Origin of the sequence: Mesotoga sp. UBA5825, from assembly GCF_002432955.1 — a bacterium.
GTDB lineage: Bacteria > Thermotogota > Thermotogae > Petrotogales > Kosmotogaceae > Mesotoga.
This window is the reverse complement of the sequence record NZ_DJHG01000003.1, coordinates 1-12,428: the sequence shown is the minus strand read 5'-3', so window position 1 is coordinate 12,428 and position 12,428 is coordinate 1. Positions and strand designations below refer to the sequence as shown.

Annotated in this window: 11 protein-coding genes; 2 read left to right on the top strand and 9 right to left on the bottom strand. The window is 46.5% G+C overall.

Going from position 1 to position 12,428, the window contains the following annotated elements:
* The first annotated feature begins 266 nt into the window (after positions 1 to 266).
* Positions 267 to 1,001 carry a cytochrome c biogenesis CcdA family protein gene (locus tag B3N33_RS00140; protein WP_214060969.1) on the top strand — a complete coding sequence of 245 codons (735 nt, stop codon included), beginning with the start codon at positions 267 to 269 and terminating at the stop codon, positions 999 to 1,001.
* Positions 1,002 to 1,005: 4 nt separating this feature from the next.
* A complete protein-coding gene (locus tag B3N33_RS00135) occupies positions 1,006 to 1,680 on the top strand; it encodes a thioredoxin family protein (RefSeq protein WP_214060970.1) in 675 nt (224 codons plus the stop codon).
* On the opposite strand, the gene B3N33_RS00130 is transcribed toward B3N33_RS00135, so the two are convergent.
* The 9 genes from B3N33_RS00130 to B3N33_RS00090 form a co-directional block, all read right to left on the bottom strand.
* Positions 1,664 to 2,221, bottom strand: a complete 558-nt coding sequence (locus B3N33_RS00130; protein ID WP_214060884.1) for a macro domain-containing protein — start codon at positions 2,219 to 2,221, stop codon at positions 1,664 to 1,666. The genes B3N33_RS00135 and B3N33_RS00130 overlap by 17 nt on opposite strands.
* Complete coding sequence (locus B3N33_RS00125; RefSeq protein ID WP_292589965.1) at positions 2,218 to 3,531, bottom strand: replication-associated recombination protein A; 1,314 nt, start codon at positions 3,529 to 3,531, stop codon at positions 2,218 to 2,220. Before B3N33_RS00125 ends, B3N33_RS00130 begins: the two co-directional genes overlap by 4 nt.
* Positions 3,497 to 4,438: an NAD-dependent epimerase/dehydratase family protein gene (locus B3N33_RS00120; RefSeq protein WP_292589967.1), complete on the bottom strand. Its 942-nt coding sequence runs from the start codon at positions 4,436 to 4,438 to the stop codon at positions 3,497 to 3,499. Before B3N33_RS00120 ends, B3N33_RS00125 begins: the two co-directional genes overlap by 35 nt.
* Positions 4,439 to 4,447: 9 nt before the next feature.
* Positions 4,448 to 5,065: a uracil-DNA glycosylase gene (locus B3N33_RS00115; protein ID WP_214060885.1), complete on the bottom strand. Its 618-nt coding sequence runs from the start codon at positions 5,063 to 5,065 to the stop codon at positions 4,448 to 4,450.
* 11 nt (positions 5,066 to 5,076) lie between these two features.
* A complete protein-coding gene (locus B3N33_RS00110) occupies positions 5,077 to 9,429 on the bottom strand; it encodes a YjgP/YjgQ family permease (RefSeq protein WP_292591746.1) in 4,353 nt (1,450 codons plus the stop codon).
* Between the two features lie 6 nt (positions 9,430 to 9,435).
* Entirely contained in the window at positions 9,436 to 10,137 is a 702-nt protein-coding gene (locus B3N33_RS00105; protein ID WP_292591744.1) for a phosphate signaling complex PhoU family protein, read from the bottom strand.
* The gene (locus B3N33_RS00100; protein WP_422655886.1) at positions 10,127 to 10,939 is read right to left on the bottom strand and encodes an NAD(+)/NADH kinase; all 813 of its coding nucleotides are present in this window, start codon (positions 10,937 to 10,939) and stop codon (positions 10,127 to 10,129) included. The genes B3N33_RS00105 and B3N33_RS00100 overlap by 11 nt, the downstream gene beginning before the upstream one ends.
* Before the next feature lie 155 nt (positions 10,940 to 11,094).
* Positions 11,095 to 12,144, bottom strand: coding sequence for a Holliday junction branch migration DNA helicase RuvB (gene ruvB / locus B3N33_RS00095; protein ID WP_214060362.1), 1,050 nt, complete (start codon positions 12,142 to 12,144; stop codon positions 11,095 to 11,097).
* An 8-nt stretch (positions 12,145 to 12,152) separates the two neighbouring features.
* Positions 12,153 to 12,428 (bottom strand): amino acid--tRNA ligase-related protein (locus B3N33_RS00090; protein WP_292591740.1); only part of this gene is annotated, 276 nt, incomplete at its 5' end.

Below are 12,428 nucleotides of genomic sequence, written 5' to 3'. Positions count from 1 at the left end.
TGCGTCCCCGGATGCTTTCCCGGGCATTGCGACCTGGCGTGATCTTCGCCAGCCTTGCGTCCGCCGATGTTCCTCGGCGCCTTGCGTCAACAGACTGGTTTCTAAATTCCTGTCTTCTCGTGAGCGAAGCGAACGTCTCAACAATGCACTTTCTCGGTTGCTCTTATCGGCGGATGGTGGATGCCGCCCTTATGCTACACTTCTTCACAAAGAGTTCATTTGCATGGAAAACGAGAATAGTTTATAATATACCCGGGAGGGGTAATATGAATGAATTGACTTCTGTAGCAACCGGAACAATCGGCCTTTCACCATTGATTAGTCCCATTGTAACAACCAGTGTGACATACGGCAGCGCCTTCTTAGGGGGATTGCTTTCTTTTTTCTCTCCATGTATTCTTCCGCTTATTCCAGTCTTCTTTGGAGTTCTTATGGGTGGAGCAAATGATGCAAAGGCGCGCTTCATAAGGGGAGCTTTTTTTACACTGGGTATGTCTATCTTCTTCTTCATTCTTGGTATCGGCGCAACAGGTCTTGGTACGTTCATAAGGCAGAATGAAGTCCTGATGAATGTTATTTCTGGAAGCCTCTTCATTCTCTTTGGCTTCCTCTATCTCTTCGAGATAGGAATTAGGGGAGTAAACCTTAACGTTTGGAAGTTCGGAGGATCTGCTGTTAGTGGCTTTGTGCTCGGAGCCGTTCTCGGTCTGGTGTGGGTACCTTGTGCGGGACCGATTCTTGGTTCGATTCTTGTCTTGGCTGCAAACCAGTCTGCGATAGCGGAGGGTGGTATGATGCTTCTGGTCTACTCATTAGGTCTGAGTATCCCATTCCTTACCCTCAGTGGAGTTGTAGCGAAGCTTACCTCCAAGCTCTCGTTTGGTGGCGAGAGTAAGTGGAGAATGGTTATTAGGATATCGGTCTTCGTAGTACTATTTGCTGCCGGACTTATTACGATGACGGGCAATCTGAATTTATTACAGTTCGTAACGGGAGGTTGATTTTATGAGAAAGATGCTGATTGTGATTGTTCTGATTCTACCTGTGATGATCTTGTCTTATGTCGGAATGCTAAATGATTTTGACAAGACACTGCGACTGGCAGAGATCCAGGAGAAGGAAGCTATAGTAATGTTCTCGGATAACAACTGTGTGTATTGCGTGAGATTTATTAAGGAGACGCTTGCTGATGAGACTGTTGAGGAACTGCTTCGAGCAGGCTTCATTTTCTCTCAGATCTACAAGAGTAATCCCGGAAAGGCTTCTTACATAGTTGGAGAAGAAGTCAGGGAGATGACCTATGGTGATCTATACGCCCATTTCCAAATACGGGGAACGCCTACTTTCTGGTTCTTCACAAGTGATGGTGGGTTATTGACTCAGCTGCCCGGCTATGTGCCTGCAAACGATTTCGTACCGATACTTCGTTATATTGGCAGCAAATCGTACGAAGGGATGACCTTCAATGATTATCGAAGTAAGCCGTCAGATTACTTTGGAACGCCCAAGATAGTTAGGGTTAACGAAGAAGACTACAACTATGTGCTTGAAAACGACCCTATCGCTTCAGAGTATGCCGGTCAGGATGTTGACGTTTTCACTGTATGGCTGACGAAGAATGAGGAAACCGCTGAAAGTCTTCTCAAAAAAGGAGTTTATAGAGTTATCCTTCTGAACTGAAGTAGTCTAGAGCGATATTGAGGAACTCGTCGTAGGCCTTCTTGTCCATCAAGCACATCTTTATCAGTTTCAACGATGATGACTTGTTTGATAGATGATCTACAACCGCTTTCAGAAACTGATCTGCACAAATAGATATCGGAACTCCGAATATGCCCGTGGAGACTGCCGGAGTGGCGAGCGTAATAGCTCCCATTTCGGCAGCCTTGTTAAGAACATTAGTGAACGAATTGTAGAGTTTGTTTTCCAAGTCAAGTTCTCCATACTGTGGACCAAAGACGTGTATAATATTCTTTGCTAGCAGGGTGCCGGCTCCGGTTACGGCTACTTCGGAGATCCCTAAAGGTCCATTCTGCCTAACATATGCGTCACTTTCAAGCTGAATCTCCTTTCCGCCTGCTCTCACCAAAGCTCCTGCCACTCCACCTCCGTGCCTCATGTAGCCGTTGGCTGCATTGACAATAACGTCAACTTCCTGTTGGGTTATGTCGGAGATTTCGAGCTGAATGATCCTTTCATCCTCTAGAATGAAGCTTTTCATTTTTCCTCCGGGTAGAGCTTCATACCCTTCCATAGTGACCTAAGTCTCTCAAGAACGTATCGTTCCTTTCCGTTAGTTCCGGGAACATAGAAGACTTCCTCCTTTATGGATTCTGGGAGATAATACTCACGTGAAAACCCTCCAGTTGTGTGTGGATAGTTGTATCCCTTACCATATCCCAGTTCTTTCATCATCTTCGTCACGGCATTGCGCAGCTTAAGAGGTACGTCCAGATTAGGTGTAGCCTTGACCATCTCCCTTGCCTTCATCATGGCGCTGCAGGTTCTATTGCTCTTGGTCGCGACTGCGAGATAGATTGCGGCCTCGGAGAGATTCAGAACGCACTCAGGGAGTCCTACATTGCTGACGGCCTGAAAGGTGGCATTGGCAATAACGAGCGCCATGGGATCGGAGAGGCCGATATCTTCCGAAGAAAAGATTACCATTCTCCTGGCAATAAACTTCGGGTCTTCACCTCCCTCGAGCATTCGCAGCATATAGTACAGAGCTGCGTCTGGATCGCTTCCTCTCATGCTCTTAATGAAAGCGGAGATCAGGTCGTAATGTTCCTCGCCCTTCTTGGTATACCTTCCCGAAGGAAGTACAGAAAGCTCGTTCATAACCTGAAGATCAAGAGAAGTTCTGTCAAGAGCCGCAGCGCTCTCCACAAGAGTATCGAGAAGGTTCAAAGCAATCCGGGCATCTCCACCGCTGCTCTGAGAAATCACTTCGATTACTTCATCGCAGACGGTCACTCCCGAACTCTTGAGAACCCTGTCCTTCTCAAGGGCCTTCTTCAGAAGATTGTCAATATCGTTTTCGTTGAGACCCTTGAGAATTACGAGACGACAGCGGGAGAGAAGGGCAGGATTGACTTCGAAACTAGGATTCTCCGTCGTCGCCCCGATCAGTATTATCAAACCCTTTTCCGTAACAGGAAGAAATACGTCCTGCTGGCTCTTGTTCAATCTGTGGATCTCATCCACGAAGAGCACAAGTTGCTGACCTACTTTCTTCAGTCTCTCGGCGTGCTCAAAGTGCTTCTTGAGATCAGCCGTTCCTTGGAGACTCGCGCTAAAGAACTCGAAGTGATATCGGTTTCCCAGCTTTGATCTGATGATTTCTCCGATAGTTGTCTTTCCGGTTCCAGGTGGGCCGTAAAGTATCATTGAAAAGAGTTTGCCGCTCTCGACGGCACCTCGAATTATTCCCTTCTTTCCTGTAAGATGTTCCTGTCCTACTACATCGTCGAACTCTCGCGGTCGTAATCTCTCACTAAGAGGAGACCAGTTCATTTCTGAAATACTCAATTGTACTCTCAAGCCCCTTTTCAAGCTTCACTTCAGGCTCCCATCCTAGTAGGTATTTAGCCTTATTCACATCTAGAATCGATTTCTTCAGGTCGCCCGGTCGCGGTTCTTTGTGAATGGCTTCTCTTGCATAGCCAGTGATTCTCTTCATTTGTGTGAATAGCTCGTTGACTGAGGTTCCCTTTCCGGTTCCTATGTTCATTATGCAATCTTCACTTTTTTCGAGTGCCAGAAGATTCGCCTTTGCAACATCAGAGACGAAAACGTAGTCCCTTACACATTGTCCGTCACCGAAAATGACGACCTCCTGATTTCGGAGCATTCTCTCGGAGAAAATCGCGACGACTCCAGCTTCTCCGTATGGGTCCTGCCTGGGCCCATAAACATTCGCGTATCTCAGAACCACATACTTCATGCCAAGCTCATTGGAGAAGAACCTCAGATAGTTCTCGGTTGAGAACTTCGCAATGCCATATGGAGAAAGCGGTTTCGGAAGCTCTTCCTCATCTGTAGGTATCTTCTTGACCTCATCACCATAGATCGCTCCTCCCGTCGATGAGAAGACGACTTTCTTAACTCCGTATTTTGCAGCGATCTTCAGAAGTCGCAGGGTTCCTATTATGTTGATCATCGCGTCTTCTTCGGGTTCTCTTACCGATCTAGAAACGCTTATTTGGGCTGCAAGATGGAAGAGAGCGACAGGTCTGTGAAGCATGAAGACCTTTTCCATCATCTCTTGATCTCTGATGTCTTGCTCATAGAACAGTGCTCTTGGATCCAGGTTCTCAATCTTCCCACTCGAAAGATTGTCAACAACGATTGGAATCTTACCGGCGGCTATAAGCTCATCCACAACATGTGAACCTATGAATCCCGCTCCTCCTGTCACCAAATAGTTTTCGGCCATGCTTTCCTCCTATATGTCAATTTCCTCTCCAGCCAGTAGTTGATCGTACATCTTTCTGACTTTCTGGATATCCTCCCAAGTAAGACTCTTTGGTGAACCTGGGGCTCTTGATGCGTTTCTAAGCAGATAACTTGGATGGAACATGACGAATACTTTTATACCTCCAATCCAATCGAAGAGCTGCCCCCTCACCTTCGTTATCTGGAGTCCATCTCTTTCAACGAAATACGAAAGTGCAGTGGCACCCAGAGCAACAATCAGTTTAGGTTTTATTATAGCCAGTTGTGAGAGGAGATATGGGGAGCACGCTCTCTGTTCTTCTGCAGACGGAACTCTATTCTTTGGGGGTCTGCACTTAACGATATTTGTGATGAAGACGTCCTGCCTTGAAAGCCTCACTGAGTCCAGTATTTTAGTGAGAAGCTCTCCTGCCTTGCCCACGAATGGTCTACCCGAAGCATCTTCATCGGCACCTGGCCCTTCACCGACAAATACAACGGGTGTCTCGATTGAGCCTTCACCGGGTACTGTGTTTGTCCTCGAAGAGCTAAGCGGGCAAAGAGAGCAATCACTTATACTTGAATTGAGCTCCAGAAGCAATTCCTTTCTTTTGACGTAATCGGTCAACAATTCTCACCTCAGAATCTGAACCTGAAGTATGGAGCACCCTTGTGAAGTCCAATCACAAGATACCTATCCTTCAGTTCCTTTATATAGAATTTTAGTGCTATTGTCTCAAGGGCGTCCTGGAACGTGTTGATCTCGCTCCCGAAGCCCAACCTCAATACAAGCTCCAGAGCCATACAGTGGAGATCGAAGTACATCGGCGAAATCTTCGTTATCGATTCATCCCAGAGTGAGACATCTCCTGCATAGGTTCCAATCTCTACGAAGCTTCTCTTACCGCTTCCGTCTATTCCCAGAGAGAGCCTGTTGAGAACTCCTGGAGCATCAGAGAGCGCGCCCATAGGGAAGAAAAGCTCGTTGATGTGCATAGTGAAGTAGTAATCCTCTGCTTTACGGAGCTCCATCGAGAGTCCAAACTCCTCGAATTTGGCCGTTCCTCCCCCCAGGATAGTCTTGTTGTCGAGTTTGACATTGGAGACTCCAAACGAGTATGCTGAATACCCTGTTTCAGACGCTGTAGAGGTCGCGATAAAATACTCGCTGACCGAGAGAGTTGAAATAGTCAGCCTTGTTGACTGCCATATCAGGAATCTAGCCTGAGACTCTGATTTAGTGAAATACTTTTCGGGATACTTGTACTTTGAATCGAACTTCGTGAAATCCGTCGTGAAGTCCAGTGAAGCGGCCCTCCAGGAGACTTCTCCCACCGAGAGGTCATTCACCTCAAACTTCAATCTGTCGTACATCTTTCTTGAGCCTGAGAGATAAGGATATCTGAACTTCACTCCAAATGAGGCGAAATCTTTGATCTTGATAGAGGAACCAAAGACCAGATCCTTCAGCATTCTTTCATCTTCAGCAACATTGGGCGAGGCATCGAACGTCCAGTCGAGAGTGAATTCAAGTTTTGTTTCGGTAGCGATTTCGAGGGTCAATTTCTCCTTGTTGACGAAGTCGTCAAACATGTCTTCACTCTGCCAGAATACTTTGCTCTCGGTCTTATGTGAGAAGACCTTCGAATCGAAAGTGAAGGAGTAGGCAGTCTCTGAGGCTTTGGAAGTAACGGGCATGAAAATTGTTTCTGTCTTCTGACCGAACTTCAGACCCCAGAACTCAACTTCTCCTTCGGTCTTAAGAAGGCCCTTTCCCAGCCAATTCATTTCGGTAGGACTGGCCACCAGTTCTTCATAGTCCAATTCAAGAACATAATCGGCCTTGAGGACCTCCGTCTCAATTCCAGTCAGCAGCTTTCCCGGGTGGTCGAGGCGCCATTCCTCTTTCAGGAAGTCATAGGTTAGCACTGGATTGTACTGCACACTGACGTAGTACCAGTCAAATGGTCTATAGGTAAGCTCGTTCTTGAGCGTTACAGGTATCTCGTTCTTAGTGAGTTTCCATCCTTCATCTGAATCATAGTAGAATCCAACTTCATACGCAGGCTCCAGGACCACTCCAACCGAAAGCGGTCCCCATTCACCTTTGTACAGTTCAATGTCTTTGTAGACACGTAACTTCTTCCCTTCAAACTTGAAAGAGCCGTCGTATCGCGATTCAAAATAGAACTTCAGTTCAAGAGAGATGAAGCCATCATATACAATGTCAAAGGGATCTATCCAGAACAATCTATCCTTATTCTTTTCATGCATAGAATTGTAGTCCAAGGCGTATCTTCCGTTGATTTTCAATTTGCCGTCTTCTGATGCAAAGGTCAGATAGTTGCGGCCGATACCCTTGTTATCTGCGGGCATAGTAATGTTAAGCTCAGTAGTAGAAGCGTCGAAAGTGCTCTTCACATCGCCGCCGATCTTTAGATTCCCAGCAACGAAGAGATACTTATTTACCTCTAACACGAAATCTTCCATATTGGAGGGAATGAAAAGTTCTGTAAGGGTAGCGGCGTTTGATGCTAGTTTAAAATTCAGTGACTGAACGGACAAATCTGCGCCGAACAGCGCCCCCTCAGTCTTGACTGCGGAAGCGTTGGCTCTCAGAGAATACAGGATATTCTTGCTTATGTATCGCTGGCCGAAAAGACCGCTGATTCTAAACTCCGAGGTACTCAGCTTAACGAAACCAGCATCGATACTCTCATCCGAAGGAATCGTTAGATTCTGAAGGTTGACCATCCAGAGATTCTTATCGTCATATCTTGCGAAAGCTCCGATAACATCTAGCTTCAACTCCCAATCCTCGGGGGAGAGTATTTGAACATATGCGAGCTGCATTTCGGTCGCGCCCATCGTTTCTTTCACGGCGAAAGGATCAAGCTGAGTTACTTTGTTCTTGACAATGCTCTCTCCCAAGTTAATGCCTGTGAAGGGGGTCTGAAGTTCCTTTAACGGTGGCCCGCTAAGGTATAGAGCGCCTCCCTGCATTCTTATTTGATCAAAAGAAGGTTTTAGCAAGACATAAGCGCCGTAGCTTGTCTCTTTCTGCTGGCCGAATTGACCAAACAACTCTATGTCACCTAGAGGTGTATAGAGTACAGACTTTGCTGTGAAGGCGTCTTCGGTAGACATCCAATCTCTGTACCACGTTCCTTGAAGAAGAAGCCAGTCGACTTCCAGGTAACGAACGGTTATCCGTGTCTGGGCATCCGCAATTCCACTAAGATCGACATCGAAGGGACGTCTGTCCGGGTCGTCTAGCGGGAAGTAGTAGTACGGCAGATAGAATACCGGGATATTGCCGATGTACAGCAGCATGTTCTGCACCGACATCCCCTTTCCAGGCGTCAAAACTGCCGATGAGACTCTGAATCTGTAATGGGGGTGAGATTTATCGCAAGTGGTTATGTAGCCGTCCGTTATGTTCAGGGTAGGTGATGCTTCCATGGTCGATTGAACATAATCGCCGTAAACATAGAACGGGACTTTCGAAGCTTTCTTGGATGTATCGCCTCTGGACGCAGGCACTTCAATCTCAGAGCGCGAGAACACCTGCATACTTTCGACTCTCTCGTTCGTTAGATCAAGAATCAATCTATCTGAGACTATAGTTGTCTCGTCACTTACCATCTTCACGTTACCCCAGAATGAAATCGATTCCGGTGTGGAGTCGATATTCAGTATAGAGGCATTCGACGCATCTATAGTTGCCGTCATAGTCTCACTGAAGTACTCTACTCTCACACCGTCTCCAATGAGTATCTCTCTGCCGTCTTTCGTTCCAGCGATCGTTCCCCCCACGATCCTCACATTTGATCCTTCGAGTAAGCCTGGAACAAGCAGGATAATAACAATGGCGGAACCCTTCAGGATTCTCGTGAAGAATTCCGAAAGCCGGTAACTGGCTTTCGTATCTATGAGCGAGTAGATTACGACGCCAAGGATAGAAAAGACGATATTCGGAATCCACGGGGCAAGAGAGGGGTTAATCAGATTCTCCTTCCCCATACCGCTAAGCCATGCACCCGATCCTTGATATATGACAACGAGCAAGAAGGTCAGAATAACCGACCAAGACTTCGATTGAAGATTGAACATAAGCGAAACCGGAACACCGAGCAAGACAATAACGAGAGGAGCGATCGACATCGAATACTTTTCCTGCAGAGCGACTTCGAGCGAAGAAGTATTTATGCCGGTGTTCTTGAACGCTTTTATGTCTTCTCTCAGCTCGGCACTAGTTTTCTCCTTCGGAGATTTGAAGCTCGCCAGGTATCGTTCAATGTCGTCATCAATTTCAAATTCTGCAGTACCGAAATGCATCTCAACTCCCAGAAAGCCTGACGCATCTGTCTGGTAAATCTTGGCATCGCTCAATATCCACTTATTTGGAACAATGACGGCACTCTCAGCAGTCGTCAACGTAACCTGACCTCTGTAGACCTCATAAATTGAGACATTCTTAAGCTCTTTTGTTTTCTGATCTATTCTTCTTACGTATATCATTCTCCCCTGACCGTCCTGCATGAAAACATTTTCTCTCAGCGTGACTTCAGGTTGTCTGTAAACAAATCTTGCCATTGCCTCACTTGCCTTTGTAGAAGCCGTGGGGACAAGATAGTCGTTAAGCAGATAAGCAAAGCCGCTGAAAAGAACCCCAATAAGCAGGAAGGGAATTACGAGCCGTTTGAGAGATATTCCGTGCGTCTGCAGGGCAATCAGTTCGTTGTCCGATCTCATTCTCGAGAGTACCCAGAAGATAGCCAGGAGTATTCCCACCGGTATTCCAAGAACAATGAACTCGGGAAGATTGTAATAAATGAGCAAGAAGAGCTTGTCCATGCCCACCTTGTATCTTATTATCATGTCAGACAAGTAGTAGAGTAACTCTAAGCTCACGAAAATTATGAACCCTACCAGACCAATAAAAATCGAACCAAATGCTTGAGCTCCTATGTACTTTATAAGAGTCTTCAAGAAGAATCACCCCTTGTTGTTCTGGGCATTGAAATCAATGGGTTGGAAACTGTCATTAACACATCTATAGTATTTGCCGGTTTCAATATACACTGCTGCTTCCATAAGTTCAGTCGAAAGATCGGCTATCTCTTCCAGAGCTCCGAAAACCATCATTAAGTCTAGTGCTCTGCTGATTATTGATGGCGATTCTTCACAGCCGCGAACGAGGTCGGTCTTCACCTCTTCCTGAATTCGATCGACGAAATCGTCATTCTTACACAATCTTACAGCTTCAGAAAGAGAGGGGTCAACCAAATTGTCTATTGCGCCTTTTGTCATTATGGAGACCGATTCGAACATCGTCTTCAGTTTTTCATGATAGCCTATCGGCGGACGCTTTGAAAGTGACAATCCCCTCTCACATATAAACACACACTTGTCGCCTATCCTTTCAAGAGCGTTGACGATATTCATCGAGAGAGTCAAGAGTCTTAATTCTTTTCCTGTTGGCGTCAGTATTCCGGTTAGGCCGATTATCATTGCTTGTAGTTCCACCTGATGATAATCTATCACAGAGTCGGAATAAATCACATCTCTTGCCTGGTGTTCATTTCTCTCTAGAACTGCAACAGATGTCTTGTTAAATATGCTCTGGACATATCGCGCCATTCTGAGAATCTCAATTCTCAAGTTTCCTATTCTTTCGAGACCAACTTTAGATATCATCTTTCAGTCGACCTCCAAAGGCCAGCTTCTTCTTGAGAAGAGCAACAAAATCGAAGCTTCCTTCTCTGAGGAGAGACACTATCTTTTCTGAAAGACCGACGTTGATCTTGTCTCCCGTCCTGATATTCGAAACAAATGTTCCGTCAACGTAGACCTCAATAGGATAGCCCTTGTCTTGCCTCACTTCCATTAGAACTCTTCTCGAAGCGGCGAGAACGACCGATCCGACGAAGGGGTTATGAGGACATATGGGAGTAACCTGAAAGCNNAAGCAACCGGCATCTGGATCTACCAGAGCACCCCCGGCGGCCATCGAGTATGCTGTTGAACCAGTGTTTGTCGCGAAGACAATACCGTCACCAACAACGGGATAACTGCTCTGCCCACACACATTCACACTGAAAGAAACGGTCCTGCTTGGTGAAGAACGTTCTACAACGCAGTCGTTAAGAGCATATCTGATAGAGTCTCCGATTTCTATCTCCATTACATGTCTTGTGACGCTCTCAAGTTTTCCGAGGAGAAGTAGATCAAGCGCAGTGTGGAGCATACTGAGTTCAAAGGCTGCGAGAAAGCCTACACTACCAACTCTGAAGCACATTATCGGCAGATCGTTCATTACTGCCAGCGGTACTGCCTTGAGAACAGTCCCGTCGCCACCGAAGGTAAGAATTACTTCTGTTCTTGCCGGTAAGCACGAAGTACCATCCTCACAAAACGAAGTAGCGATTCCGTGAGATTCAATTTCCCTTGAAAGCCAGTTCAGTGTTTCAGAGGAGATTCTCGTTCTGTTATAGAACACCGCTGCCTTCACAACTCTCACCCCACAACAAAGAAAAACGACTAACAGATTCGTAAAACGACTACAAAGAATACATTGAATTGGAAAACTGTGATCAGCCCGAAGAGAAATCTAAATCTGCACAACAGATTGAGCGATCAAGCCCGAATGTCATATTAGTCTTCATCCTCTTCTTTCTGATCAATGTAGTTCCAAAGAGGTGAATTACGTGATTCAAATGGGAGTCCCAAATGGCGATAAGCCTTTTCCGTAACCATTCTTCCTCGGTTTGTCCTTACCAGGAAGCCGTTCTGCAGCAAGAACGGCTCGTAGACTTCGCTGATTGTCTCCGGTTCTATCCCGATTGATGCCGCGATTGCCTTGACGCCCGCAGGCCCACCATTATAACTCTCAATCAAGACAGATAAGAGGCGCTTGTCCATCGAATCTAGTCCCTCCTCGTCAATAGAAAGGAGCGTCATCGCCGACTGAACAGTATCAACTGTAATCTCCTTTCCCCCTTCAACTGTGGAGATATCCCTGACTCTTCTCAGGAGCCTGTTTGCAATTCTAGGCGTTCCACGCGACCTTCGGGCAAGAAGGATTGCCGCGTCTTCTCTTATCGATGTTCCGAGAAGCGCTGCCGATCTAATAATGATCTGTTTCAAATCCTTATCGGGATAGAACTCCATCTCTAGAATCATTCCAAATCTGTTTCTCAAAGGCGCACCTATGAAACCACTGCGCGTCGTAGCTCCGACAAGGGTGAACGGGTTCAGATCAAGACGAATCGATCGGGCACTGGGACCCTTGCCGATCATAATATCTAGCTGGAAATCCTCCATAGCAGAGTAAAGAATCTCTTCAACGGTTCTATTCAGCCGGTGAATCTCGTCTATGAAAAGAACATCGTCCCGCTCCAGCCCGGTCAAGATAGCGGCCAAATCGCCCTGTTTCTCAATAACCGGTCCAGATGTGACATAGATCTCCGAGCCCAGCTCGTTCGCAATGATATGTGCGAGGGTGGTCTTGCCCAAACCCGGAGGGCCTGCAAGCAGAACATGGTCAAGGGCCTCTTGACGTACCTTGGCTGCTTCAATTGCTATGCTAAGTCTTCGCCTGATTTTCGATTGGCCAATATACTCCCCAAGATTTTTCGGCCTGAGGCTCTTTATTGAACTATCCTCTTGGACCTTGCCTGGAGTAAGAAAACGTTCTTCTTCCATAGCGCCTCCTACGGATGAATTCTGTAAAGGGTTCTGGCGAAGGGTATCGCTTCTCTGATGTGCTCAAGTCCTGCTATCCAGGCAACGATACGCTCTATACCCATCCCAAAACCGCTGTGAGGGACCGTTCCATAATCGCGCAAATCAAGATACCAGTCATAAGAAGAAACGTCTAGACCATACTCGTTAATCCTCTCAATAAGCAAGTCTCGGTCATATATTCTCTCAGAGGCCCCAATTATCTCTCCATAGCCCTCAGGAGCGAGCATGTCATCGCAGAGTAC

What these genes read in the sequence shown, in the direction of transcription:
- B3N33_RS00140 (WP_214060969.1), top strand. Translation starts at nt 267, where the DNA reads ATGAATGAATTGACTTCTGTAGCAACCGGAACAATCGGCCTTTCACCA.
- B3N33_RS00135 (WP_214060970.1), top strand. Translation starts at nt 1,006, where the DNA reads ATGAGAAAGATGCTGATTGTGATTGTTCTGATTCTACCTGTGATGATC.
- B3N33_RS00130 (WP_214060884.1), bottom strand. Translation starts at nt 2,221, where the DNA reads ATGAAAAGCTTCATTCTAGAGGATGAAAGGATCATTCAGCTCGAAATC.
- B3N33_RS00120 (WP_292589967.1), bottom strand. Translation starts at nt 4,438, where the DNA reads ATGGCCGAAAACTATTTGGTGACAGGAGGAGCGGGATTCATAGGTTCA.
- B3N33_RS00105 (WP_292591744.1), bottom strand. Translation starts at nt 10,137, where the DNA reads ATGATATCTAAAGTTGGTCTCGAAAGAATAGGAAACTTGAGAATTGAG.
- ruvB (WP_214060362.1), bottom strand. Translation starts at nt 12,144, where the DNA reads ATGGAAGAAGAACGTTTTCTTACTCCAGGCAAGGTCCAAGAGGATAGT.